The organism is Variovorax sp. OAS795, assembly GCF_040546685.1.
Taxonomy (GTDB): domain Bacteria; phylum Pseudomonadota; class Gammaproteobacteria; order Burkholderiales; family Burkholderiaceae_C; genus Variovorax.
The window spans coordinates 2,118,518-2,142,981 of the sequence record NZ_JBEPOH010000001.1; the positions used below are offsets into that span (position 1 = coordinate 2,118,518).

Below are 24,464 nucleotides of genomic sequence, written 5' to 3' on the forward strand. Positions count from 1 at the left end.
GCGTCCGGGCGCTGCCACGGGAGGGCGTCTATACCCGCTTGGCAAGTGCGCGTGGCTTGGGTATGTTGGCGCGATGAATGGAAACGCCTCGCCCATGGCCCACGCGCCCGTGGTCCACACCTGGTCCACCGACGCCGTGCCGCCGCCGCAGCGGCTCGACTACTGGATCGGCGCCGTCTGCGAAGGCTTTCTCGAAATGGACGTGACCAGTCGTCTTGGCGGCAGCTTCGGCGCCACGCTCGAATCGGCGCCGCTCGGCGCCATCGGCGTGAACCGGGTGCGCGGCAGTGCGCAGGACGTGTACCGCACGCGCCGCGCCATCGCGCACAGCCGCAGCAACTACTACTACCTGCTGTGCAAGACCGATTCGCCCTGGGTCGCCGTGCAGGACGGCCGATCGGCGCGCATGCTGCCGGGCGACGTGGTGCTGGTCGATTCGCGGCGCTGCTATGAATTCCATCTGCTCCAGTCCGCCGATACGCTGTCGTTCGAACTGCCCACGGCCTGGGTCGAATCCTGGCTCCCCGATGCCGGCAGCCAGGTGGCGCGGCGCATCGACGGGCAGTCGGGCTGGGGCCGCGTGCTGAGCGGCTTTGCCCAGCAGCTGTCGCCCGAGAGCGTGTTGGCGCCGCCGCTGCCCGCGGCGTTGCTGGCCGACCAGCTTGGCGGGCTGCTCGCCTTGGCCGCCGGCACCGCTGGCGACACGGGCGGCCCGGCCGCGCCCGGCGAAAGCGCCCGCGCCGCGCTGCGCCGCCGCGTGCTCGACGCCACGCACGAACGCCATGCCGAGCCGGGCCTCACGGCGGCCGGCGTGGCGGGTGGACTGGGCATCTCGGAACGCAGCCTGCACCGCAGCCTCGGCGAAGGAGCGACCACTTTCGCGGCCGCGCTGGCCGGCTTTCGCATGCAGGTGGCGCGCCGCATGCTCGGCGACCCGCGCTTCGATCGCCTGGGCATCGCGGAGATCGGATTCCGCGTCGGCTTCACCGACGCATCGCACTTCATCCGGCAGTGCCGCCGGCACTTGGGCCTGACCCCGGGTGCCCTGCGGCGCCAGCGCTGAGAGGCATCGGCTGCGCAAGAGGCGCAAAGCGGCCATCGGGGTGGCAGCTTGCGGCCATTCGTTCAGGCCCATGTTCCCTAAAGTCCTCGGCATTCAACGACGCCCCAGAAGGAAACACGCATGTCCGATACCTATGTTCTGATCCATGGCGCCTGGCACACCGGGGCCGAGATGGAGGCCGTGGCCGCCGGCCTGCGCGAAGCCGGCCACGTGGTGCATTGCCCCACGCTCGCGGGCAACCGCGCCAGCGACGACCGCTCGCGCACCGGCCTTGCGGATGCGATCGAATCGGCCGTGCGCTTCATCGAGGACAAGGACTTGGCGGAGGTTCGCCTGGTGGGCCACAGCTATGGCGGGATGGTGATCTCGGGCGTGGCGGACCGCATCGCGCAACGACTCAGGCGCCTGGTCTACGTCAACGCGTTCGTGCCGCTGGACGGCGAATCGCTCAACGACATGGTGCCGCCGCACTACGTCGGGATGTTCGATGCGGTAGCCGCAGCCAACAAAAACGCGGTGACCCTTCCGTTCCCGATCTGGCGCGAGGCCTTCATCAACGACGCCGACCTGCCCTTGGCGCAGGCGAGCTACGAGAAGCTGAATCCGCATCCCTACCGTACCTTCACCGACAAGATCCGCCTGCGCGAGCCGCTGGCAGCGCTGCAGATCGGCAAGTCCTACGTCAACTGCCAGCAGGACACGGCCTTGCCGCACAGCCTGCCGTGGCATCCGCGCCTGTCGGAACGGCTCGGCCTGTTCAGGCTGGTGGAGTGCCCGGGCAGCCACGAGATGTTCTTCTCGAACCCGAAGCGGCTCGCGCAGGCGATCCTGGAGGCGGGGCGGGACTAGGGCCCGTCGGCAGCGTCAGGCCTGGGCGAACAGCGCATCGAACACGCGGATCGACGCATAGGCATCGTTGGCCGCATAGCGGATCTGCGCTTCGGTGAGTTGCTTGTTGGCCCAGTTCGACGTGGTCGCCTTGCGCGACTTGACGAAGCGCCGGTTGAACACCAGCGCCACGGCCGCCTTCACGCCCACCGATTTGCGGTAGCCCCGACGGCGGAATTCGCTGTCGATGTCGAACACCGCCTTGGGCTCGATGTTCAGGCGGTTGCGTATCAGGGTGAGGTCGGTCGACAGGCCGAAGCCGACCTTCCTGAGCTCGGTCGACGCGATCAGCGCCGCCACCACCGGGTTGCATTCGGTGCGGTGCAACTGAAAGAGCCAAGCGGTTTCGCGCGTGGAAAACTGCACCACGTGCGGGCCGCCGGACACTTCGTTCTTGGCGAAGGTGGGCTTGGATTCGGTGTCGAAGCCCGCAACGCCGGCGGCCAGCAGCACGGTGGCCGCATGCTCGGCCTCGGCCAGCGTGGAAACGACTACGATGTCCTTCAGCCCCAGGCCTTCGAAGGCGTCGAGCAGAGCGATCTGCTCGCGCTCGGGAAGGGGCGGCAAGGCGAGGGTGTCGTCGCTCAAGGGGAGGCTGCTTTCTTTTTCTTCACTGGAGCTTTCTTGACTGCGGCTTTCTTCACTGCAGTTTTCCTTGCGGGTTTCTTCCTGGGTGGCTGGCCGGAGCGCAGTGCCGCCTCGTAGGCGCGGCGGCCCCAGAGGGCGGCTTCCTCGCGGTCCTCGAAGAGATCGGCGGGCGCTTGACGGTACGACATGGGCATCGTCTTGCCGTTGCGTTCGTAGGTGAAGGGCGGCAGGTTCTGCTTGTCGAAATGCTCGGCGCTTTCGGCGTCCGACTTGAGGTAGAGCGTGTCTTTCAAGACGATGGCGATCATCCGGCCTTCGTGGAAGATGCCGTGGCCGCCGAACATGCGCCGCGGCTCGATGCGGCCGAAGCGCTCGAAGATCTCGTGCAGGCTGTCGACGAATTCACTCATCGCGCAAGCGGCTCATGCGGTGATCTCGATGCGGTTGCCGTCGGGATCGAGCACCACGCTCTCGTAGTAGCCGTCGCCGGTGCGGCGCGGCCCGTCGACGAGCGGGTAGCCGTCGGCCTCAAGGCGCTGCGTGAGCGCATCGACCGCCGCATCGGAACCCACGCTGATCGCCAGGTGGGTCCATCCCATGCGCTGTGCGCCGGGTTCGGCGGGCACGGGCGAGAGCGTGCGAGTGGTCATGGCTTCGATGCGGGCCCCGTCGCCCAGGCTCAGGAAGCAGGAAGCGAAGCCCTTCGCGGGATTGACGTAGCCCTCGCCGGGCGTGGCGCCGAAATAGTCGATGTAGAAACGCTTGCAGCGTTCGAGGTCGGTGGTCCAGAGGGCGATGTGGTCGATGCGCATGAGAGACGAGAAAGAAAGAGCTCAGCCGATGCGTCGAGGCTGGCGCGGCGGGCTCTGCGGATACCAATGGTAGGCCACCCGTTCGCGCCCGCTCGAGGGGTGCCGGTCGATGGTGCCGCGCACCAGGCCGTAGCGCTCGTAGAAGCGTTGCGCCGCGGTGTTGCTCGTGGCCACGTGCAGTTTCCAGCCGAAGGGCATGCGCACGCTGGCTTCGTCGAGCAGCGCCTGCCCGAGGCCCTGGTTGCGCAGGTGAGGCTCGACGAAGAGCTGCGCCACATATTCGCGCCGCGCCAGCATCACCATGAATGCGAGCACCTGGCCTTCGCGCTCGGCCAGCACGACGTCGGCGGGCGGCACGAACTCGGTCTGGACGCGCCTGAGCCAGTGCGTGATCGGCTCGATCACCGTGGCCCTGCGATTGGCCGCGATCCAGGCCCGGCGCCAGATGCCGGCGAGCACCAGGTTCTCTTCGGCGGCGCCGTCGCGTGAGCGCAAATGGAAGGCAGGAATCTGTGCTGCGGACATGCGCTCCATGATACGGCGGCCCTGCGCGGAGGTCGATCAGCCGTTCAGCGTTTGTGCATGGTGGGCGATGTGGTCCGCCATGAAGCTCTGGACGAAGTAGTAGCCGTGGTCGTAGCTCGCGTGCCTGCGCAGCGTGAGCGGCTGGCCGGCGGCAAAGCAGGCGGCCTCGAAGGCTTCCGGGTACAGCTGCTCGGCAAGGAATTTGTCGCCCAGGCCCTGGTCGATCAGGATGCCTTGCGGGTAGGGCGCGGCGGTTTGCGATTTCATGAGCGCGCTGGCGTCGTGCGCAAGCCATTGCGCGCGGTCGCCCCCCGGCTCGCCCAGGTAGCCGGCGAACGCCTTCTCGCCCCACGGGCACTGTGTGGGCGCGCAGATGGGGGCAAAGGCCGACAGCGACCTGAAGCGCCCCGGGTGCCGCATCGCGAGCGTGAGCGCGCCATGGCCGCCCATCGAATGGCCGCAGATGCCCAGCCGCTGGTCGTCGATGGCGAAGTGCCGCGCGGCGAAGGGCAGCAGCTCATGCACGATCCAGCTTTCCATGCGCCAGTGGGCGGACCACGGGGCTTCGGTGGCGTCGAGATAGAAGCCCGCGCCAATGCCGAAGTCGTAGCTGGCGGTGGCGCCGGGCAGGCTTTCGACGGCGCTGCCGCGCGGGCTGGTGTCGGGCGCGATCAGCGCGAGGCCCAGGCTGGCGGCCATGCGCTGGGCGCCGGCCTTCACTGCGAAGGTTTCCTCGTTGCAGGTCAGCCCCGCAAGGTAGAGCAGGGCGGGCACGCGGGCGTTGGCAGCCTGCGGCGGCAGGTACACCGAGAAGCGCATCGGCAGGCCGATTTCGTGCGAGGCGTGCTCGTAGAAGCCTTGCACGCCGCCGAAGGCGTGGTGCTCGGAAAGGGTCTTGAGAAAGTCGGTCATCGTGCGGTCTTGTCGTTGTGAAGCGCGGGAACCAGTTCGAGCACGGCGTCGGCAAAGATGCGCGGTGCCTCCTGCGGCATGTTGTGGCCGACGCCGGGCACCAGCCGGTGCGAGCGCGGCCCGCTGAAGCGGTGCGCGTGGGCCGATGCGTCGGCGGGCGGCCGCACGCCGTCGTCGAGGCCGTCGAATGTGATGGCGGGCACCGATATCGCAGGCTGCGCGGCCAGGCGGCGCTCGATGCCGGCATACGCCGGGTCGCCGGCCACGAGCCCGAAGCGGTGGCGGTACGAGTGGATCACCACCTCGACGAAATCGGGATGGTCGAAGGCCGCCGCGCTGCGCTCGAAGGTGGCGTCGTCGAACTTCCAGGTCGGCGACCAGAGCTGCCACAGCAGGCGGGTGAGCGCCTTGCGGTCTTTCGCCAGCCCGGCACGGCCGCGCTCGCTGTGGAAGTAGTACTGGTACCAGAGGCTGTGCTCGTTGGCGGGCGTGTCGGGCACCATCGCGTGGGCGATGTCCTGGATGTTGTAGCTGTTGAACGAGACCAGCCCCGCACAACGCTCGGGCCACAGCGCCGCCACGACGCAGGCAGCGCGGCCGCCCCAGTCGTAGCCTGCGAGCACCGCGCGCGGAATGGCCAGCGCATCGAGCAGCGCGAGCAGGTCGGCGCCGAGTGCGGCCTGTTCACCCGAGCGCGGCGTGGCTTCGCGGAGGAAGCGCGTGGCGCCGTAGCCGCGCAGGCAAGGCACGATGACGCGGCAGCCCTGGCCGGCGAGCATCGGCGCCACCTCGGCGTAGGCGTGGATGTCGTAGGGGAAGCCGTGCATCAGCACAACGGGCGGGCCGTCAGAGGGGCCAGACTCGTGGTAGGCGATCTCGAGAACGCCCGCCTCGATCTGGCGCAAGGGCTCCATGCGGTTCATGGCGGGCGCTCCCTGCGAGCTCAGTAGAGCACCACGCCGCGTATCGACTCGCCGCGCTTCATCAGGTCGAAGCCCTTGTTGATGTCTTCCAGCGGCATGGTGTGCGTGATCAGGTCGTCGATGTTGATCTTGCCTTCCATGTACCAGTCGACGATCTTGGGCACGTCGGTGCGCCCGCGGGCGCCGCCGAAGGCCGAGCCTTCCCACTTGCGGCCGGTGACCAGCTGGAACGGCCGCGTGCTGATTTCCGCACCGGCTTCGGCCACGCCGATGATGATGCTGCGGCCCCAGCCCTTGTGCGTGCATTCGAGCGCCTGGCGCATCACCTTGGTGTTGCCGATGCACTCGAAGCTGTAGTCGGCGCCGCCGTCGGTCAGCTGGACGATCGCATCGACGATGTTCTCGTGCTCCTTCGGATTGAGGAAGTGCGTCATGCCGAACTTGCGCGCCATGGCCTCGCGTTCGGGGTTCAGGTCGACGCCGATGATCTTGTCGGCGCCCACCATCCTGGCGCCCTGGATCACATTGAGGCCGATGCCGCCGAGGCCGAACACCACCACGTTGGCGCCGGCTTCCACCTTGGCCGTGAAGATCACCGCGCCGATACCGGTGGTCACGCCGCAGCCGATGTAGCAGACCTTGTCGAAGGGCGCGTCCTCGCGGATCTTGGCCAGCGAGATCTCGGGCGCGACGGTGTAGTTGCTGAACGTGCTGGTGCCCATGTAGTGGAAGATGGGCTTGCCGTCCAGGCTGAAGCGCGAAGTGGCATCGGGCATCAGGCCCTTGCCCTGCGTGCCGCGGATCAGCTGGCAGAGATTGGTCTTGCGCGAGAGGCAGAACTTGCACTGGCGGCATTCGGGCGTGTAGAGCGGAATGACGTGGTCGCCCTTTTTCAGGGTGGTGACGCCGGGGCCCACGTCGACCACGATGCCGGCGCCTTCATGGCCGAGGATGGCCGGGAAGATGCCTTCCGGGTCGGCGCCCGAGAGGGTGTAGTAGTCGGTGTGGCAGATGCCGGTGGCCTTGATCTCGACCAGCACCTCGCCGAACTTGGGGCCTTCGAGGTCGACGGTTTCGATGGTGAGGGGGTCTCCGGATTTCCAGGCGACGGCAGCTTTGGTTTTCATGGGGATTCAGGCAAAGAGGAAGGTGGCAGGCAAGGATACCCAGGCCGCGTTCATGCGGGGCTGGCGGCAAAGATACCCGACATTCCGACAAAGCCGGGCAGGTGGCGAAAGTCCCAGGCCCAGCTTCGCAAGGCCGGGTATGCGTCGAGCGGTATTCCGCCTTCGCCGGCCAGCGCCACGTAGGGAAAGCAGGCGAGATCGGCCACGGTGGCGTGCGGCCCGGCCAGCCACTGGAAGCCGTCGCTGGCGCGTTCGGCCAGGTGATCGTCGAGCAGTCGAAAGACCTCATGCGCACCGCGGCGGCAGGCCTGGACATCAATGGCCTCGTAGCCGAAAACATCGTGCAGCCGCGCCGCCGAGGCCGTGCGGGTGATCTCTTCGGCCGTGGCAAGCCACATCGCGACCTGGCCGCGCAGTGGCGGATCGGCGGGGTACCAGCGGGCCTGGGTGTCGTATTTGCCCGCGAGGTACACGAGGATGGCCTGCGCATCGCGCAGCACGAAGCCGTCGTCGTCGATCACCGGCAGCTGGCCGAGCGGATTGACCTGCGCCAGGAACGCGGCCGACTTGTGCTCCCGCCCCGGATGGAAGTCGACCGGCACGCTCTGGTAGGCGAGGTCGAGCCAGGCGAGCATCTGCCGCACCTTGAAGCAGTTGCCCGACAGCGCGTAGTCGTAGAGCCGGATCATGCCGCCGGCCTCACGCCGAAGCGCATGCCACGTTCGCGCAGCCAGCGCCGGTAGGTGACCGAAGAGGTGTCGCCGCGCGTCGGCGTCTCGGCGCGGCCTTCGAGCGGCATGCGCTTGAAGGCATGGTTCTCCAGGATCGGCTTGTCCTGCCCGAAGATCGCCTGCTGGAACGCAATGAGCTCGGCATCGGTCGACGTGTCGTCGTAGCAGGCCAGGAGCGTGTGGGCGATCACATGCTCGTCGTCCAGCGGTTGCAGGAACAGGCCGATGGCGTCGAGTGCGCCGTCGCGCGAGCTCGACTTGTAGAGCATGGCGGTGAGCGGCTGCATCACCCGGTACTTGTAGATCACCTCGCTGCCGCTGCCATGGGCGGCCGAGGCGCGCGGTTGCCAGAAGCGGCAATCGGTGGCCCAGATCTCGCGCGTGGCGGGATCGACCTGCACCTGGTAGCGGGCCACCTCGGTGTGCGGCACCTGGCCCAGAATGCCGCCGTGCACGAAGGGGAAGTGCGCCATGTCGAGAAAGTTCTCGATCACGCGCAGGCGCGACACGGCCACGCCGATGCCGCCGCAATCGACGGTGCGGCGCCCGGCTTCGCCGTATTCCGGAAAGTCGAACAGCGGCCTGGCCGGCTTGCCGCCGGGGCAGACCCAGAGATAGCCGTGGCGCGACTGGACCGCCAGAACCTGCGAGCCCAGGCGGCATTGCGGCTTTCCGGACGCATCGCGCCACAGGTGAAGCGTTTCGCCGAGCAGCCGCACGGGGCGGGGCGCTGTGTCGCTGGTGCCGGCCAATGCGGCGGCGGGGCCGGCGACCAGCCAGTCGTCGAGCATGTTGGGGTCGTCGGTGTTGAAGGGCATGAAGTTCTTTTTTTTCCGTCAGGCTGACGGCTGCGATGCCTCGATCTCGCCGCGCAGCACGCGCGCGGCGATGTGCAGCGCCTTCATCGCTTCGGAGCCCAGCGCGGCCGCGGTCCAGAGGTGGATGAAAGCCAGCCGGGGTTGCGCATCGAGCACCAGCGCCGCGGTGTCCACCTGCCCGAGCGCGCCGCGGAGGGCGGGAGACGACGCATCCGGCGCGAAACCCCGGCTCGCGAGCGCGTCGCGCACGCCGGCTGCATCGGCGCGCACCGAGAGCGTGCGGCAGAAGGTCCAGCCCGGCGGCACGGCATCGTCGAGCGCCGGAGCGGATGGCGGCGCCGCATCCGCAAGATTGACCCACAGCATGCCGGCCGCCTCGATGGCGCTGAAGGTCTTCGCGCAGACGGCGGGCGGGGTCATGTCGGGGTGCGCAGGAATGCGCATGCACTGGCCGCTGCCCGCGGCGTACTGCCAGCCGTGGTACGCACAGGCGAGGCGGTTTTCCACCACGCGCCCCAGCGTGAGGCGCACGCTGCGGTGCGGGCAGCGGTTTTCCCACGCCTGCACCGTGCCGTCGGCCGAGCGCCAGAGCGCGATTTCCTGGCCTTGCGCAAAGCCGGCGGCGATGTTGGCGCCGGGGCGCAGCCCGGCCGAGCGTGCCACCGGATGCCAGGTCGAAATGCTGCTGTCTGTGCTGCTGTCTGCGCTCATGATGCGCGTTACCTTATCGCAAGTCGCTGGCAGGGCGCTCGCCCATAATGGCGGCTCGCTTCGACGCCATCATCATGAAAATACTCGTCCTCAACGGCCCCAATCTCAACCTGCTCGGCACGCGCGAGCCAGAGCAATACGGACGCGACACGCTGACCGACGTCGAGCGCCTGTGCGCCGCGGCGGGTGCAAAGCACGGCGTGGAGATCGAATGCCGCCAGTCGAACCACGAAGGCGTGCTGATCGACTGGATCCAGGAGGCGGGCCGCGAGGTGGCCGCAGGCAGCATGCTCGGGGTGGTGATGAACCCGGGCGCCTACACGCACACATCGATTGCGCTGCACGACGCGATCAAGGGCGCGAGCGTGCCGCTGATCGAGCTGCACATCTCGAACGTGCACGCGCGCGAGGAGTTTCGCCACCGCTCTTACATTTCGCCCGCCGCGCGCGGCATCATCGTGGGGCTCGGCGTCAAAGGCTACGCACTGGCGATCGCCGCACTGGTGCCCTGAGGGCTCGACGCCCCTGCGAACACCCGCCATCAGCGGGTCAGTCGTTCTGCTTGGGAGCGGCGGCCTTCCAGCTGCGGGTGATATGGCCGTGCGCATCGACGCTTTCCAGATGAACGTCGAAGCCCCACAGCCGCGCCACGTGCTTCAGCACTTCTTCCGCATCGTCGTGCAGCGGCAGGTTGTTGCGCTGCGTGTGGCGCAGCGTCAAGGCCCGATCGCCGCGCATGTTGACATTCCACACCTGGATGTCGGGCTCCCTGCTGCCGATGTCGTACTGGCGTGACAGCGATTCTCTCAGCGCGTGATAGCCGCTGTCGTCGTGAATGGCGGACACCTCGAGCTCGGGTTCGCTCTGGTGGTCGCGGATCGCGAACAGCCTGAAATCGCGCATGGTCTTGGGGCTCAGGAACTGGCCCACAAAGCTCTCGTCCTTGAAGTTGCGCATCGCGTAGTCGAGCGTCTTGACCCAGTCGGTGCCGGCGAAATCGGGGAACCAGCGCCGGTCTTCCTCGGTCGGGTTTTCGCACACGCGCCGCAGCTCGGTGAACATCGAGAAGCCGAGCGCGTAGGGGTTGATGCCACTGTAGGCACGGTGTCCGACCGGCGGCTGGAAGATCACGCCGGTGTGCGAACTGAGCCATTCCATCATGAAGCCGTCGGCAAGCTGGCCGCGGTCGTACATGGTGTTGAGCAGGGTGTAGTGCCAGAACGTGGCCCAGCCCTCGTTCATGACCTGCGTCTGGCGCTGCGGATAGAAATACTGCGCGATCTTGCGCACGATGCGCACCACCTCGCGCTGCCAGGGTTCGAGCAGCGCGGCATTCTTCTCGAAGAAATAGAGCAGGTTCTCCTGCGGTTCGGAAGGAAAGCGGCGGGACGCGTCGGACTTCCGTGGCTTGCTCGCTCTTGCGGGGCAGGGTGCGCCAGAGGTCATTGACCTGCTGCTGCATGTGGCGCTCGCGTTCGGCGCGCTGTGCGCCTTCGCGCGCGAGCGACCGCTTCTGCGGCCGGCGGTAGCGGTCGACGCCGTAGTTCATCAGCGCATGGCAGGAGTCGAGCAGCTGCTCGACGGCGTCGACGCCGTGGCGTTCCTCGCATTCGGCAATGTAGTGGCGCGCGTACACCAGGTAGTCGATGATGGACGAGGCATCGGTCCACATCCGGAACAGGTAGTTGCCCTTGAAGAAGCTGTTGTGGCCGTAGGCCGCATGCGCGATCACCAGGGCCTGCATGGCCATGGTGTTTTCTTCCATCAGGTAGGCAATGCAGGGGTCGGAGTTGATGACGATCTCGTAGGCCAGTCCCATGTGGCCGCGGCGGTAGTTCTTCTCGGTGGCAATGAACTGCTTGCCGTACGACCAATGCCTGTAGATCATGGGCATGCCGACGCTCGCATAGGCGTCCATCATCTGCTCGGCGGTGATCACCTCGAGCTGGTTCGGATACACATCGAGCCCGAAGCCCCTGGCCGTCTTCGCGATCTCGGTGTGGTAGGTCTCGATGAGGTCGAAGGTCCAGTCCGAAGGGCTCGGCAGGCGCTCCAGGCGTTCCAGCGGAGGGTGGTCGAAGGTCGTCATGCGGGCACCCCTTCCTTCTTGAAGAGGTCGCGGAACACGGGGTAGATGTCCCGCGCGTCCGACACCTTGCGCATCGCGAAGTTGGGCTGTATGCCCTGCAGCTGCGCATATTCCTGCCAGAGGTTCTGCTCGGTTTCGGCGACCTGCACGTACGCGTAGTAGCGCACCACGGGCAGGATGTGGTCGACCAGCAGTTCGCGGCAGCGTCCGCTGTCCTGGTGCCAGTTGTCGCCGTCGCTGGCCTGCGCGCCGTACACGTTCCATTCGCCGCTCGGGTAGCGTGCCTTGATGATCTCGTCCATGAGCACCAGCGCGCTCGACACCACGGTGCCCCCGGTTTCCGTGGCGTGGAAGAATTCTTCCTCGGTCACTTCCTGCGCCTGCGTATGGTGGCGCAGGAACACGAGGTCGATGCGCTCGTAGTGGCGCGTGAGGAACATGTACAGCAGCATGAAGAAGCGCTTGGCCATGTCCTTGCGCGCCTCGTCCATCGAACCCGACACGTCCATGAGGCAGAACATCACGGCCTTGGCGCTGGGCACCGGGGTCTTCACGCGGTTGCGGTAGCGCAGGTCGATGGGATCGATGTAGGGCACGTGCCGCATGGTGCGGCGCATCTCTTCGATCCGCTCCTCGGTTTCGCGGATCTCGTTCTTGATGAGTCCTTGCGTGGCCTGCGGATGCGACTGCAGGTGCAGCAGGTGGGCTTCGAGGCGCTTGAGTTCCTTGCGCGGCTCGCCGCCGAGCGCAATTCGCCGGGCCAGGGCACCGCGCATCGAGCGCACCACGTGCAGGTTGTTGGGAGAGCCGTCGCTCGTGAAACCAGCCCGGTGGCTCTTCCATTCGGGCACCTCGGCGATCTGCGTGCGGATGAGATGCGGCAGCGCCAGGTCGTCGAAGAAGACGCGCATGAATTCCTCGCGCGTGAGGCGAAAGACGAAGTCGTCCTCGCCCTCGCCGCCGTCCCCGGCCTCGCCGCTGCCCGAGCCGCCGCCGGCCTGCCCCTCGGGCCGCGCGATGCGGTCGCCCTTGAGGTACTCCTGGTTGCCCGGGTGCACGTACTCGCGATCGCCGCCGCGCGCATGGCCGAACACGGGCTCGGACACGTCGTGGCGCGGCAGGGTGACATCTTCGCCTTGCTCGAGTTCGCGGATGTTGCGCCCGCTGACCGCACGCCGCACGGCCTCCTGGATCTGCCCCTTGTAGCGCCGGAGAAAGCGCTCGCGGTTGCCAATGGACTTGTTCTTGCCCGAAAGCCGGCGGTCGATGATCTGCTGCAGGATGGCCACGATGATGTCAAAGCTCCTTGCAAAAAGGGGGCGAAGCCTTCGCCTCGCCGCTATGAACTGTCGCTACGAACTCTTGCGCACCCGCAGGTACCACTCGCAGAGCAGACGCACCTGCTTGGCCGTATAGCCCTTCTCGACCATGCGGGTGACGAAATCTTCGTGCTTCTTCTGCTCGTCGGCGCTGCTCTTGGTGTTGAAGCTGATCACCGGCAGGAGTTCCTCGGTGTTGGAGAACATCTTCTTCTCGATGACGGCCCGCAGCTTCTCGTAGCTGGTCCATGCGGGGTTGCGCCCGGCATTGCCGGCACGCGCACGCAGCACGAAGTTGACGATCTCGTTGCGGAAGTCCTTCGGATTGCCGATGCCCGCGGGCCGCTCGATCTTCTCGAGTTCGGCGTTGAGCGAGGCGCGGTCGAACACCTCGCCGGTGTCTACGTCGCGGAACTCCTGGTCCTGGATCCAGTAGTCGGCGTAGGTGACGTAGCGGTCGAAGATGTTCTGGCCGTATTCGCTGTAGCTCTCCAGGTAGGCGGTCTGGATCTCCTTGCCGATGAACTCGGCATAGCGCGGCGCCAGCAGCTCCTTGATGTAGCTGATGTATTTCTGCTCGGTTTCCGGCGGAAACTGCTCGCGCTCGATCTGCTGCTCGAGCACGTACATCAGGTGCACCGGGTTGGCCGCCACCTCGGAGCTGTCGAAGTTGAACACCTTGGAGATGATCTTGAAGGCGAAGCGCGTGGAGACGCCGCTCATGCCTTCGTCGACCCCGGCGTAGTCACGGTACTCCTGGATCGACTTGGCCTTGGGGTCGGTGTCCTTGAGGTTCTCGCCGTCGTAGACCTGCATCTTGCTGTAGATGCTGGAGTTCTCGGGTTCCTTCAGGCGCGTGAGCACCGACAGCTGGGCCATCATGCGCAGCGTGCCGGGCGCGCAGGGCGCCTTGGCCAGCGATGAGTTGCGCACCAGCTTCTCGTAGATCTTGATTTCTTCCGAGGCGCGCAGGCAGTAGGGCACCTTGACGATGTAGATCCGGTCGAGGAAAGCCTCGTTGTTCTTGTTGTTGCGGAACGCCTTCCATTCGCTCTCGTTGCTGTGCGCCAGCACGATGCCGTCGAACGGAATGGCGCCGAAGCCTTCGGTGCCCTTGAAGTTGCCTTCCTGGGTGGCCGTGAGCAGCGGGTGCAGCACCTTGATGGGTGCCTTGAACATTTCCACGAATTCCAGCAGGCCCTGGTTGGCCAGGCACAGGCCACCCGAGTAGGCATAGGCGTCGGGATCGTCCTGCGCGTAGGTCTCTAGCTTGCGGATGTCGATCTTGCCCACCAGCGAGGAGATGTCCTGGTTGTTCTCGTCGCCGGGCTCGGTCTTGGCGACCGCGATCTGCCGCAGCACCGACGGATAGCGCTTGACCACCTTGAACTGGCGAATGTCGCCGCCGTACTCCTCGAGCCGCTTGACGGCCCAAGGGGAAAGAATGCGGTTCAGGTAACGGCGGGGGATGCCGTATTCCTTCTCGAGGATCTCGCCGTCCTCGACGGCGTCGAACAGGCCCAGAGGCGTTTCGTTGACCGGCGAGCCCTGGATCGCATAGAACGGCACGTGCTCCATGAGCTGCTTCAGGCGCTCGGCGATCGAGCTCTTGCCGCCGCCGACGGGTCCGAGCAGGTAGAGGATCTGCTTTTTCTCCTCGAGTCCCTGCGCGGCATGCCTGAAGTACGACACCACCTGCTCGATGGCGTCCTCCATGCCGTAGAACTCCTTGAACGCCGGGTAGATCTTGATGACCTTGTTCGCGAAGATCCGCGACAGCCGGGAATCGTTGCGCGTGTCGACCAGCTCGGGTTCGCCGATGGCCTTGAGCATCCGCTCGGAAGCAGTGGCATACGCTGTGGGATCGCGTTTGCAGATATCCAGGTAGTCCTGCAGCGACAGGACCTCCTCGCGGGTGCGCTCGTAACGGGCGGCAAAGTTGCTGATCACATCCATGGTCACGCCTCCATCAGGTCTGCGGGTTCAGTGGCCCCGAAAGCCTGCAGCCAAATGCGTCGCAACTTTTTAAAGGTGTGCCCGCCCATGGCTGCAAGCCGTGGAAAACTCCCTTAATCACATCTTCACAAACAGCATAAAGCAAAGAGTGCACCCGGAAAATTCTTTGTTAAATGAGAACCACAGTGCCGAGTAAAGTTTCCGAGGAAAACCCGCAGCATTTGGCAATTCCAGCTAAATTTCAGGGTTCGGCAACCGAACTTCGCGCGACCCTTCCGTCCAGTGAAAATACCTATGGCGATCGGCATATGCAGCCATTGCATCTTTTCCGGCGAAAGCACCTCCTAAAGAGCCTCATGCGGCCCAAAACGGTTACATACCAATAACGCGCCGCATCCTGTTTAGGTTTATTGCTCAATCGAAAAATATATAAAAGCAATCCCCGCGCCATCTTTTGATGGGCATGTCGCGCATGTGGGCGTGGGAAAGCGCGCCAAGGCGTGGTCAGCGTGTTTCCGGGGGGAAGGAACTGCCTTGGTGCGTGGCACCGAACAAGGTCGGTGGGCACCGTTCGCGTGCGCGAGGGTGGGCAGTGCGGGCGGGGAGGGAAGCGGCCGGCGCAGCGTGCTGCGCCGGCGGCATCAGGTGCGTGGGGCCGGCCTGTTGCTCAGCTGAAGGCTCAGCTGAAGAATTCCTTGGCCTTGTCGAGCCATCCCTTGTCGGTCGGGCTGTGCTTGTCCCCGCCCTTCTTGAGCGACTCGTCCAGGTCTTTCAGCAGCTTGCGCTGGTGCTCGGTGAGCTTGACCGGTGTCTCGACGCGCACGTGGCAGTACAGGTCGCCCGGATAGCTCGAGCGCACGCCCTTGATGCCCTTGCCGCGCAGGCGGAACTGCTTGCCGCTCTGGGTGCCATCGGGGATGTCGATGGCCGCGGCGCCCTTGAGCGTGGGCACGCTGATCTCGCCGCCCAAGGCGGCGGTGGTCATGCTGACGGGCACCACGCAGTGCAGGTCGTCGCCGTCGCGCTCGAACAACTCATGCTTCTTGATGCGGATCTCGATGTAGAGGTCCCCGGGCGGGCCGCCATTGGTGCCGGGCTCGCCGTTGCCGGTGCTGCGGATGCGCATGCCGTCGTCGATGCCGGCCGGGATCTTGACCTCGAGCGTCTTGTTGTTCTTGATCTTTCCCTGGCCATGGCAGGTGGTGCAGGGCTCGGGAATGATCTTGCCGCTGCCGTGGCAGGTGGGGCAGGTCTGTTGCACGCTGAAGAAGCCCTGGCGCATCTGCACTGCGCCGGCACCGTGACAGGTTGTGCAGGTTATGGGCTTGGTGCCGGGTTTGGCGCCGGAGCCGTGGCAGGTGCCGCAGTCGTCCCAGCTCGGGATGCGGATCTGCGCTTCCTTGCCGTCGGCCGCTTCTTCCAGCGTGATCTCCATCGCGTAGCTCAGGTCGCTGCCGCGAAACACCTGGCGCCCGCCGCTGGTGCGGCCACGGCCGCCGCCGAACACGTCGCCGAAGATGTCGCCGAAGGCCTCGGCAAAGCCGCCGAAGCCATCGGCGCCCGGGCCGCCGCGCATGTTCGGGTCGACGCCGGCGTGGCCGTACTGGTCGTAGGCCGCGCGTTTCTGCCCGTCGGACAGCATTTCGTAGGCTTCCTTGACCTCCTTGAACTTGGCTTCGGCATCCTTGCTGGTGTCGCCGTGGTTGCGGTCCGGGTGGTGCTTCATCGCAAGCTTGCGATAAGCCTTCTTGATCTCCTCCTCGCTCGCGTTCTTGGGGACGCCGAGGGTTTCGTAGTAGTCGCGTTTTGTGGCCATGGCAGGTTCTGTCGGGGCGGGCGGGAAGCCGTAACTTGAAGCGAGAAAGGCTGGAGCACCCGCTCAGGTGATCCAGCCTTGTAGGAAGGGCCGAGGATCAGCCCTTCTTGACTTCCTTGACTTCGGCGTCGACCACGTTGTCGTCGGCCGGTGCACTCGCAGCTTCCGGGCCAGCCGCGGCACCCGCGCCGCCGGCGGTGCCTGCCGCGGCCTGCGCGTCGGCGTACATCTTCTCGCCGAGCTTCTGGCTTGCGGTCATCAGCGTGTTGGTCTTGTCCTCGATCGTGGCCTTGTCCTCGCCCTTCAGGGCTTCTTCCAGGTCCTTGATCGCGGCCTCGATCTTTTCCTTCTCGCCGGCGTCCAGGCTCGCGCCGTGTTCGCCCAGCGACTTCTTCACGCTGTGGACCATGGCTTCACCCTGGTTGCGGGCCTGCACGATCTCGAGCTTCTTCTTGTCGTCGGCGGCATTGATCTCGGCGTCCTTCACCATCTTCTGGATCTCTTCTTCCGAGAGGCCCGAGTTCGCCTTGATGGTGATCTTGTTTTCCTTGCCGGTGCCCTTGTCCTTGGCGCCCACGTGCAGGATGCCGTTGGCGTCGATGTCGAAGCTCACCTCGATCTGCGGCGTGCCGCGCGATGCCGGCGGAATGCCTTCGAGGTTGAACTCGCCGAGCAGCTTGTTGCCCGCGGCGAGGTCCCGCTCGCCCTGGAACACCTTGATGGTCACGGCCGGCTGGTTGTCTTCGGCGGTGGAGAAGGTCTGCGCGAACTTCGTCGGGATCGTGGTGTTCTTCGTGATCATCTTGGTCATCACGCCGCCCATGGTCTCGATGCCCAGCGACAGCGGGGTCACGTCCAGCAGCAGCACGTCCTTGCGGTCGCCCGAGAGCACCTGGCCCTGGATGGCGGCGCCGACGGCCACGGCCTCGTCGGGGTTCACGTCCTTGCGCGGTTCCTTGCCGAAGAAGGCCTTCACCTTTTCCTGCACCTTGGGCATGCGGGTCATGCCGCCGACCAGGATCACGTCGTTGATGTCGGACACGCTGATGCCCGCGTCCTTGATGGCCAGGCGGCAGGGCGCAATGGTGCGCTCGACCAGCTCGTCGACCAGGCTCTCGAGCTTGGCCCGGGTGAGCTTGATGTTCAGGTGCTTCGGACCCGTCGCATCGGCCGTGATGTACGGCAGGTTGATGTCGGTCTGCGCGCCGTTCGACAGCTCGATCTTGGCCTTCTCGGCGGCTTCCTTCAGGCGCTGCAGCGCGAGCACGTCCTTGCTCAGGTCGACGCCTTGCTCTTTCTTGAACTCGGCAATGATGTAGTCGATGATGCGCTGGTCGAAGTCTTCGCCACCCAGGAAGGTGTCGCCGTTGGTCGACAGCACTTCGAACTGCTTCTCGCCGTCCACGTCGGCAATCTCGATGATCGAGATGTCGAAGGTGCCGCCGCCGAGGTCATACACGGCGATCTTGCGGTCGGCCTTGTCCTGCTTGTCGAGGCCGAAGGCCAGCGCCGCGGCGGTCGGCTCGTTGATGATGCGCTTCACGTCCAGGCCCGCGATGCGGCCGGCGTCCTTGGTGGCCTGGCGCTGGGCGTCGTTGAAGTAGGCCGGAACCGTGATCACGGCTTCGGTCACGGGCTCGCCGAGATAGTCTTCGGCAGTCTTCTTCATCTTGCGAAGAATGTCGGCGCTGACCTGCTGGGGAGCGATCTTCTTGCCGCGCACTTCCACCCATGCGTCGCCGTTGTCGGCCTTGGCGATGGTGTAGGGCATCAGGTCGATGTCCTTCTGGACTTCTTTCTCTTCGAACTTGCGGCCGATCAGGCGCTTGATCGCGTACAGCGTGTTCCGGGGGTTGGTCACGGCCTGGCGCTTGGCCGAGGCGCCGACCAGCACTTCGCCGTCTTCCTGGTAGGCGACGATCGACGGCGTGGTGCGCGCACCTTCCGAGTTCTCGATCACACGCGTGGTGTTGCCTTCCATGATCGACACGCACGAGTTGGTGGTGCCGAGGTCGATGCCGATGATCTTTGCCATGTTCTTACTCCTGAAAGCCTGAAAAATATGTTGTTATGAACTTGTGGATAACCCGGCGCGATTCAAGGTATGAAGCGGGGATTTCCTGTGGGAATCTTGTGTGCGGTTGCGCGCTCGACTACTTGGGCGCGCTGACCGTGACCAGCGCCGGGCGCAGCACGCGCTCGTTGATGGTGTAGCCCTTCTGGAGCACGCTCACCACGGTGTTGGGTTCCTGCTCGGGCGCGGGCACCACCGAGATGGCCTGGTGCTGGTGCGGGTCGAATTTGGTGCCGGGGGCTGGGGCCACTTCGATCACCTTGTTGCGTTCGAGCGCGCTCTTGAGCTGGCGCAGCGTGGCTTCGGCGCCTTCGCGAATCTGCTCGGGGGTTGCATCCTGGATGGCCAGGCCGGCTTCGAGGCTGTCCGTCACGGGCAGCAGGCTCTCGGCAAAGGCCTCGACCGCGAACTTGCGGGCCTTGGTGATCTCGTCGTCGGCGCGGCGGCGGGCGTTCTGCACGTCGGCCTGGGCACGAAGATATTGGTCGGCCAGTTCGGCGTTCTTGGCTTGCAGAGCGGCAAGCTCGCCTTGGGCCGCGGCCAGGGCGTCTTGTGCCTCGGCTTCGTTGGCAGCCTGCGCGGCTTCCAGTTCTTCGGGGCTTGGCTCGCCTTGCAGCATTTGGGAATTCTGTGCGGATTGTTGCGGGTCAGACATTTTTCAAAGAACCGGCCTGCGCCGGGAAACAAGCGATAGCCAGCCACTTGGGGCTGCTCGGGGGCTTTTCAAGCGAAAAAATGCGGCCTGAGTGGCCGCGACGACGGGGGTGAAGTGAATTTCACCGGAGACACCGCGGAACCGGCTTTGCCGGGCCGCTGGTGTCGCCCCCGGCAGGGGTTGGCGAAGCGGACACGAAGTGCCGCGCAGCCTGGGGGCGAGCTTGCTCAGTGCGCGTCGAGGAGTTCGACGTCGAACTTCAGCGTGGCGTTCGGGGGGATCACGCCGCCGGCGCCGCGTGCGCCATAGCCGAGGGATGCGGGAATGATCAGCGTGCGCTTGCCGCCGATCTTCATGCCGGCAACGCCTTCGTCCCAGCCCTTGATGACCTGGCCGGCGCCCAGCGAGAAAGCGAATGGATCGTTGCGGTCACGGCTCGAGTCGAACTTGGCGCCTTGAACGCCGTCGTTGTAGAGCCAGCCGGTGTAGTGCACATGCACGTGCTGGCCGGCCTTGGCTTCGGCGCCGTCGCCCACGGTGGTGTCTTCGTATTGCAGGCCGGAGGGAGTGGTTGGCATGTCGAACGCTCCTTGCGTCTATGAAATGGATGAATGGATAAGCAGACCGAAGGCGCGAAGTTTACCGACGCTCCGGGCCCCGCCCGCCGACCTGCTCAATTGCCTGTGTCCAGGGGCGGGCTGGAAGACGGTGCCGCAGGAGAGGACGATGAAACGGAGGGGGCCGCCGGTGCCGGGGCTTGCGCCGCGGCTGGCGATGGCGGCATCGAAGCAGAAGCAGAAGGCGTGGAAGATGGCGCCGTTGCCGGCGCCGCAGCCTTCTTGACCTGTCCCAGCTGCCACTTGCCCGCGAAGGCCTGCAGGTCGGACAGCCGCTTGAGCAGGTCCTGCCCGCTGACGGTGAGGCTGTAGCCGTCGCCCCCGTGGCCGACGAGGCCGGCCTCGCGCAGCTCCTTGATGCGGGTGTTCAGCGTATTGGGGGTGATGCTGCCGACGCTGTCCTGCAGCAGGCGGAACGTCTGGGCATGGCCATCGCGCAAGGCCCAGAGCACTCTCATCGCGTAGCGGGCCTCGAGAAGCGCGAGCAGCTGGCTGACGGCTGCGTTTTCCTTGATGCTCATCGACTTCATCTCCTCGGGGCTGGTGGCCTGCTTGTGGGGCTCGTTGGCCGGCGACTATAGCGCAGGGATCACGATGCTACTAGTTTTATAGCTACGGGTGCATGCTGCACGGGGCCCCTGAGACAAAGCTTCACAATTTGCCGAAATTGGCCATGGCCTCGCCCAAGCGCACCGCGCGGGTGGGCGACCATTGCGGATTGAAGGCCAGCGCGGGCGGCGGAAACAGCATGACGACGGTGGACCCGAGCAGGAACCGCCCCATCTCCTCGCCTTTCCTGATCACGACCTGCTGGTCGCCGTAGTGCCACTCTCGCAGCTCGCCGCCGCGCGGCGGATTGACCACGCCGTGCCACACGGTCGCCATGCTGCCGACGATGGTGGCCCCCACCAGCACCAGCACGAAGGGCCCGCGCGCCGATTCGAAGACGCAGACCACGCGCTCGTTGCGCGCGAACAGGCCGGGCACGCCGCGCGCGGTGGCCGGATTCACCGAGAACAGGTCGCCGGGCACGTAGATCATGCGCAGCAGCCGCCCGTCGCAAGGCATGTGGATGCGGTGGTAGTCCCTCGGGCTCAGGTACAACGTCGCGAAGCTGCCGTGCGCGAACTGGTTCGCAAGCGCCGCGTCGCCGCCGACCAGCGCGGTGGTCGTGTAGTTGTGGCCCTTGGCCTGGAAGATCTGGTGGCCCTCGATGGGGCCGAACTGGCTGATGGCCCCGTCCACCGGGCACACGAGGTCGGCCTGTGCGAGGGGCCGCACGCCGGGCTTGAGCGCGCGCGTGAAAAACTGGTTGAAGCTCTTGTAGTGGTGGATGTCCGATTCGAGCGCCTCGTCCATGTCGACGCCGTACTTGGCCACGAAGCGCCGGATGATCCACGTGGTGACGGCGCCGCGTTCCTTGCCTGCGACCCAGCCGGCGAAGTTCGTCAGGGCCTGCTTCGGAAACAGGTATTGGTGCAGTACGGCTGAGCGGTCGGACACGGGTGAAAGGCCGGTAAAGCCTGGAATGCGGATCGGAGGGGCATTCTATAAAGGGGCCGCGCGGCCGGACGTAGGAAGCTTCCCTTGGATGGAGCCCTCTTCGTCCGCGCCACGGCGCCCCTCGGCAGGCACGCAGCCGGGCTCAGTCCGCCTTGATGCCGGCCGCCTTGATCACCTGGGCCCACTTGTCGACCTCGGCCTTCTGGAAGGCCGCGATCTTTGCCGTGCTCAGGTCGGCCGGCTCCATGCCGAAGCCCTTGAGCTTTTCCTGCATCTCGGGCGTTGCGAGGATCTTGCGGATCTCGGTGTGCAGCCGGTCGACGATGGGCGCCGGCGTCCCTGCAGGCACGAAGATCGCCTGCCACGACAGCACCTCGAAATCCTGCAGGCCCGCGATGCCGGATTCCGCGACCGTGGGCACGTCGGGCATCGATGCCAGGCGCTTGGCCGAGGTCACCGCGATGGCGCGCAGCTTGCCGCTCTGCACGTGCGGGCCGGCCACCACGGTGGTGTCGAACATCATGTCGACCTGGCCGCCGATCACGTCCTGGATCGCCGGGCCGCTGCCCTTGTACGGAATGTGCGTGAACTTCACGCCCGACTTGAACGCCAGCAATTCGAGCGACAGGTGCTGCGAAGTGCCCGTGCCGGCCGATGCCGACGAGAGTCCGCCCGACTTGGTCTTGCTGGCTTCCAGCACGTCCTTCAGCGTCTTGTAGGGGCTGGCCTGGTTCACCACCAGCACCAGCGGGTTGGTGCCGATGAGCGTGACGGGCGCAAACGACTTTTGCGGGTCGTAGCCGAGCTTCGGGTACAGGCTGATGTTGATCGCGTGCGAGCTGATGGTGCCGCCCACCATCGTGAAGCCGTCGGGCGCCGCGCGCGCGCCGATCTCGGAGCCGACGCTGCCGCCGGCACCGCCCTTGTTGTCGATGATCACGCTCGTGCCCAGCACGGTGCCGAGCTTCTGGCCGATCAGGCGCGCCAGCACGTCGGTGGTGCCGCCTGCGGGAAACGGCACGAGGTAGGTGATGGCCTTGCCCGTGGGCCAGTTGCCGGGGCCTTGCGCGAATGCGGGCAGGCCCGCGGCCAGCGAAGAGGCGAGGGCGGTTCGGATCAGTGTGCGGCGTTGCATTGCAGTATCTCCTTTGATGATGTGCTTGAGGGAATCGTCACGGTGTGTCGACGATCTCGATCCAGTTCGGGTTCTTGCCCGCATCGGTGCGCGACGGCTTGCCGAGTGCGCCGGTCGCGGGGTCGATGGCGTAGAGCGAAATGCCGTGCGATTCCTGGCCGGCGGCAATCAGGTAGCGGCCGCTCGGGTCGATCGCAAAGCCGCGCGGGCCTTTCTCGGTCGGTGTGTTGCCGAGCGGCTGCAGCTGCCCGGTGGCGGCATCCACCTTGAACGCGGCGAGCGTGCTCGACGTGCGCTCCGAGGCATACAGGAAGCGCCCATCGGGCGTCAGGTGCAGGTCGGCCGCCCAGGGCTTGCCCGTGAATCCCGGCGGCAGCGCGGTGGTGCTCTGCTCGAGCTTGAGCGTGCCGCGCGCGGCGTCCCAGGCGTACACCTGCAAGCTCGCATCAAGCTCGTTCAGCAGGTAGACGCGGCGCTGGGCCTTGTCCCACACGAAGTGGCGCGGCCCCGATTTGGGCGTGCTCGTGGTCAGCGCCGGATCGTTGGCCGACAGCAGCCCCTTCTCCGCATCGAAGCGCCAGCTGGACACGTTGTCGGCGCCCAGGCTGGTGGCCAGCACGAAGCGGTTGCTGGCATCCGCGTGGATCGCGTGCGCATTCGGCCCGGTCTGCACCAGTTGCTGGATCGGGCCCACCGCGCCGTCCTTGCCGATGGCGTTGACCGAGATCTTGCCGCCCTGGTAGGAGGCCGCGAAGAGCCACTTGCCGCTCGCATCGAGGTCGATGTTGGCCATGCTGTCGGCCAGCGGCGCTTCGCCGAGCTTCTGCAGCTTGCCCGTGGCGGCGTCGATCGACATCGAGACCACGCGGAACGGCTGCGAACGAAGCGCCGCGTACAGCACGCGCTTGTCGGGGCTCACCGCCATGGGCATCACGGTGCCGCCGACGTTGAGCGTCTGCACCGGCTTGAGCACGCCCTGGGCGCGGTCCAGTTCGAGCACCGAGATCTCCTGGCTGTCCGCGTTGGACACGTAGACCCAGGTGGCCGCGGCCGCGTGGCCGATGGCAGCCAGGGACAGCAGCGCGGCGGCGCCGCGGATCATGGCGCGCGGCAGGCGGGTGCGCAAGGAGATGCGGGCGGGGTGGATCATGGAGGTGTGCCGGTTCATGGCTTGATGTTCAGCTTGGCGATCAGCGCCTTGAAATAGGCGTTGTCCTTGGCCAGCGTTTCCTTGAACACCGCGCCGTCGGTGTAGACGTAGCCGAGGTTCTGCTTGTCCATCACTTCATGCATCAGCGGTTCGGCCGCCGTCTTGGCGGTGATCTCGCGCAGCCTGGCCATGACTTCGGGCGGCGTGTTCTTGGGAGCGCCGAGGCCGCGCCAGGTGCCGATCGACAGGTCGATGCCGCGCTCCTTGGCGGTGGGCACGTTGTCGAAGCCTTTCACGCGCTTGTCGGCCATGACCATCAGCACCTTGAGCTTGCCGGACTGGACATGCGTGGTCACTTCGGCCGGGCTCACCGCCACCGCCTCGATGTGCCCGCCCAGCAGCGCCAGCACCGCGGGCGCGGCGCCCTGGAACGGGATGTGGCCGAACCGGGTGCCGGTCTTGTCTTCCAGCGCCGCCGCGGCCAGGTGCCAGATCGAGCCGTTGCCAGAATTGCCCACGCGCACGCCCTCGGGCGACTTCCTTGCCGCCGCCAGGAATTCCTCGATCGTGTTCCACGGTGCGTCGGCCTTGACGGTGATCGCGGCCGGGTCTGCGTTGAGCTGCGCGATCGGCTGGAAGTCGTCGTAGTTGAACTTGGCCAGGCCCAGGTGCGGCAGCGTCAGAAGCTCCACCGTGAGCACCGCAAGCTTGTAGCCGTCGGGCCGGGAGTTGATCACCTCGTTCCACCCGATGGCGCCACCGGCGCCAGGTCGGTTGACGATCACGATGCTCTGCGAGATGTGCTTGCGGCTCGCTTCGGAAAAGGCGCGCGCCAGGCCGTCGGTGCCGCCGCCGGGCTGGTAGGGCACCAGGAGCTCGATGGCATGGGTCGGGAAGCTGCTGCCATTGCCTTGCGCGGCGGCCACTGCCGCATATCCGAACGAGAGGCTCGCGGTTGCCGACATGGCGGCCAGGGCGCGAACGAATCTGCTTCTTTTCATTGGTTGTCGTCTCCGTTGTTGATCTTGATTCCGCGAGCCTCGGAAGGAGGC

Annotated in this window: 24 protein-coding genes and 1 pseudogene; 3 read left to right on the plus strand and 22 right to left on the minus strand. The window is 66.0% G+C overall.

All coding sequences use genetic code 11. The features are described from left to right. The first annotated feature begins 73 nt into the window (after nucleotides 1-73). Nucleotides 74-1,063 carry an AraC-like ligand-binding domain-containing protein gene (locus tag ABID97_RS10195; protein WP_503012762.1) on the plus strand — a complete coding sequence of 330 codons (990 nt, stop codon included), beginning with the start codon at nucleotides 74-76 and terminating at the stop codon, nucleotides 1,061-1,063. Between the two features lie 120 nt (nucleotides 1,064-1,183). Continuing rightward, nucleotides 1,184-1,912, plus strand: a complete 729-nt coding sequence (locus tag ABID97_RS10200; protein WP_354398388.1) for an alpha/beta fold hydrolase — start codon at nucleotides 1,184-1,186, stop codon at nucleotides 1,910-1,912. 15 nt (nucleotides 1,913-1,927) lie between these two features. Here the strand turns inward: ABID97_RS10200 and ABID97_RS10205 are convergent, their stop codons facing one another. The 10 genes from ABID97_RS10205 to ABID97_RS10250 are packed head-to-tail and all read right to left on the minus strand — an operon-like array spanning nucleotide 1,928 to nucleotide 9,098. Further along, the gene (locus ABID97_RS10205; protein WP_354398389.1) at nucleotides 1,928-2,539 is read right to left on the minus strand and encodes a 3'-5' exonuclease; all 612 of its coding nucleotides are present in this window, start codon (nucleotides 2,537-2,539) and stop codon (nucleotides 1,928-1,930) included. Beyond that, on the minus strand, nucleotides 2,536-2,949 hold the full coding sequence (locus ABID97_RS10210; RefSeq protein WP_354398390.1) for a TfoX/Sxy family protein: 414 nt from the start codon (nucleotides 2,947-2,949) through the stop codon (nucleotides 2,536-2,538). Before ABID97_RS10210 ends, ABID97_RS10205 begins: the two co-directional genes overlap by 4 nt. A gap of 12 nt (nucleotides 2,950-2,961) precedes the next feature. Further along, the gene (locus ABID97_RS10215) at nucleotides 2,962-3,351 is read right to left on the minus strand and encodes a VOC family protein (RefSeq protein WP_354398391.1); all 390 of its coding nucleotides are present in this window, start codon (nucleotides 3,349-3,351) and stop codon (nucleotides 2,962-2,964) included. Nucleotides 3,352-3,372: 21 nt separating this feature from the next. Further along, nucleotides 3,373-3,876, minus strand: a complete 504-nt coding sequence (locus tag ABID97_RS10220; RefSeq protein WP_354398392.1) for a GNAT family N-acetyltransferase — start codon at nucleotides 3,874-3,876, stop codon at nucleotides 3,373-3,375. A gap of 36 nt (nucleotides 3,877-3,912) precedes the next feature. Next, complete coding sequence (fghA, locus tag ABID97_RS10225) at nucleotides 3,913-4,788, minus strand: S-formylglutathione hydrolase (RefSeq protein ID WP_354398393.1); 876 nt, start codon at nucleotides 4,786-4,788, stop codon at nucleotides 3,913-3,915. Beyond that, complete coding sequence (locus ABID97_RS10230) at nucleotides 4,785-5,711, minus strand: alpha/beta fold hydrolase (RefSeq protein WP_354398394.1); 927 nt, start codon at nucleotides 5,709-5,711, stop codon at nucleotides 4,785-4,787. Before ABID97_RS10230 ends, fghA begins: the two co-directional genes overlap by 4 nt. A 20-nt stretch (nucleotides 5,712-5,731) precedes the next feature. Continuing rightward, nucleotides 5,732-6,838 (minus strand): S-(hydroxymethyl)glutathione dehydrogenase/class III alcohol dehydrogenase, encoded by a 1,107-nt coding sequence (locus ABID97_RS10235; RefSeq protein ID WP_354398395.1) that lies wholly within the window; start codon nucleotides 6,836-6,838, stop codon nucleotides 5,732-5,734. Between the two features lie 50 nt (nucleotides 6,839-6,888). Then, entirely contained in the window at nucleotides 6,889-7,527 is a 639-nt protein-coding gene (locus ABID97_RS10240) for a glutathione S-transferase family protein (RefSeq protein WP_354398396.1), read from the minus strand. Beyond that, nucleotides 7,524-8,387: an aromatic ring-hydroxylating dioxygenase subunit alpha gene (locus ABID97_RS10245; RefSeq protein WP_354398397.1), complete on the minus strand. Its 864-nt coding sequence runs from the start codon at nucleotides 8,385-8,387 to the stop codon at nucleotides 7,524-7,526. Before ABID97_RS10245 ends, ABID97_RS10240 begins: the two co-directional genes overlap by 4 nt. Nucleotides 8,388-8,405: 18 nt before the next feature. Beyond that, nucleotides 8,406-9,098 carry a Rieske 2Fe-2S domain-containing protein gene (locus ABID97_RS10250; protein WP_354398398.1) on the minus strand — a complete coding sequence of 231 codons (693 nt, stop codon included), beginning with the start codon at nucleotides 9,096-9,098 and terminating at the stop codon, nucleotides 8,406-8,408. 71 nt (nucleotides 9,099-9,169) lie between these two features. On the opposite strand from ABID97_RS10250, the gene aroQ reads away from it, so the two are divergent. Further along, nucleotides 9,170-9,610, plus strand: coding sequence for a type II 3-dehydroquinate dehydratase (gene aroQ, locus ABID97_RS10255; protein ID WP_354401723.1), 441 nt, complete (start codon nucleotides 9,170-9,172; stop codon nucleotides 9,608-9,610). A gap of 37 nt (nucleotides 9,611-9,647) precedes the next feature. Here the strand turns inward: aroQ and ABID97_RS10260 are convergent. The 12 genes and pseudogenes from ABID97_RS10260 to ABID97_RS10315 form a co-directional block, all read right to left on the minus strand. Next, nucleotides 9,648-11,187, minus strand: a pseudogene (locus ABID97_RS10260) (SpoVR family protein). Further along, on the minus strand, nucleotides 11,184-12,476 hold the full coding sequence (locus ABID97_RS10265) for a YeaH/YhbH family protein (protein WP_354398399.1): 1,293 nt from the start codon (nucleotides 12,474-12,476) through the stop codon (nucleotides 11,184-11,186). The pseudogene ABID97_RS10260 and the gene ABID97_RS10265 overlap by 4 nt, the downstream one beginning before the upstream one ends. Nucleotides 12,477-12,539: 63 nt before the next feature. After that, on the minus strand, nucleotides 12,540-14,462 hold the full coding sequence (locus ABID97_RS10270; RefSeq protein WP_307580975.1) for a PrkA family serine protein kinase: 1,923 nt from the start codon (nucleotides 14,460-14,462) through the stop codon (nucleotides 12,540-12,542). Between the two features lie 679 nt (nucleotides 14,463-15,141). Further along, nucleotides 15,142-16,278 carry a molecular chaperone DnaJ gene (gene dnaJ / locus ABID97_RS10275; RefSeq protein WP_354398400.1) on the minus strand — a complete coding sequence of 379 codons (1,137 nt, stop codon included), beginning with the start codon at nucleotides 16,276-16,278 and terminating at the stop codon, nucleotides 15,142-15,144. Nucleotides 16,279-16,375: 97 nt separating this feature from the next. Then, on the minus strand, nucleotides 16,376-18,313 hold the full coding sequence (gene dnaK, locus ABID97_RS10280; RefSeq protein ID WP_354398401.1) for a molecular chaperone DnaK: 1,938 nt from the start codon (nucleotides 18,311-18,313) through the stop codon (nucleotides 16,376-16,378). A gap of 118 nt (nucleotides 18,314-18,431) precedes the next feature. After that, nucleotides 18,432-19,007 carry a nucleotide exchange factor GrpE gene (gene grpE / locus ABID97_RS10285; protein WP_354398402.1) on the minus strand — a complete coding sequence of 192 codons (576 nt, stop codon included), beginning with the start codon at nucleotides 19,005-19,007 and terminating at the stop codon, nucleotides 18,432-18,434. A 227-nt stretch (nucleotides 19,008-19,234) separates the two neighbouring features. Next, on the minus strand, nucleotides 19,235-19,585 hold the full coding sequence (locus tag ABID97_RS10290) for an FKBP-type peptidyl-prolyl cis-trans isomerase (protein WP_012746856.1): 351 nt from the start codon (nucleotides 19,583-19,585) through the stop codon (nucleotides 19,235-19,237). A 95-nt stretch (nucleotides 19,586-19,680) separates the two neighbouring features. After that, nucleotides 19,681-20,145, minus strand: coding sequence for a winged helix-turn-helix transcriptional regulator (locus ABID97_RS10295; protein ID WP_354398403.1), 465 nt, complete (start codon nucleotides 20,143-20,145; stop codon nucleotides 19,681-19,683). Between the two features lie 130 nt (nucleotides 20,146-20,275). Beyond that, nucleotides 20,276-21,127 carry an archaetidylserine decarboxylase gene (gene asd / locus ABID97_RS10300; protein WP_354398404.1) on the minus strand — a complete coding sequence of 284 codons (852 nt, stop codon included), beginning with the start codon at nucleotides 21,125-21,127 and terminating at the stop codon, nucleotides 20,276-20,278. Between the two features lie 142 nt (nucleotides 21,128-21,269). Beyond that, nucleotides 21,270-22,262, minus strand: coding sequence for a Bug family tripartite tricarboxylate transporter substrate binding protein (locus ABID97_RS10305; RefSeq protein ID WP_354398405.1), 993 nt, complete (start codon nucleotides 22,260-22,262; stop codon nucleotides 21,270-21,272). Nucleotides 22,263-22,299: 37 nt separating this feature from the next. After that, the gene (locus tag ABID97_RS10310; protein ID WP_354401724.1) at nucleotides 22,300-23,364 is read right to left on the minus strand and encodes a lactonase family protein; all 1,065 of its coding nucleotides are present in this window, start codon (nucleotides 23,362-23,364) and stop codon (nucleotides 22,300-22,302) included. Nucleotides 23,365-23,426: 62 nt separating this feature from the next. Continuing rightward, the gene (locus ABID97_RS10315) at nucleotides 23,427-24,413 is read right to left on the minus strand and encodes a Bug family tripartite tricarboxylate transporter substrate binding protein (protein WP_354398406.1); all 987 of its coding nucleotides are present in this window, start codon (nucleotides 24,411-24,413) and stop codon (nucleotides 23,427-23,429) included. Nucleotides 24,414-24,464 lie beyond the last annotated feature (51 nt).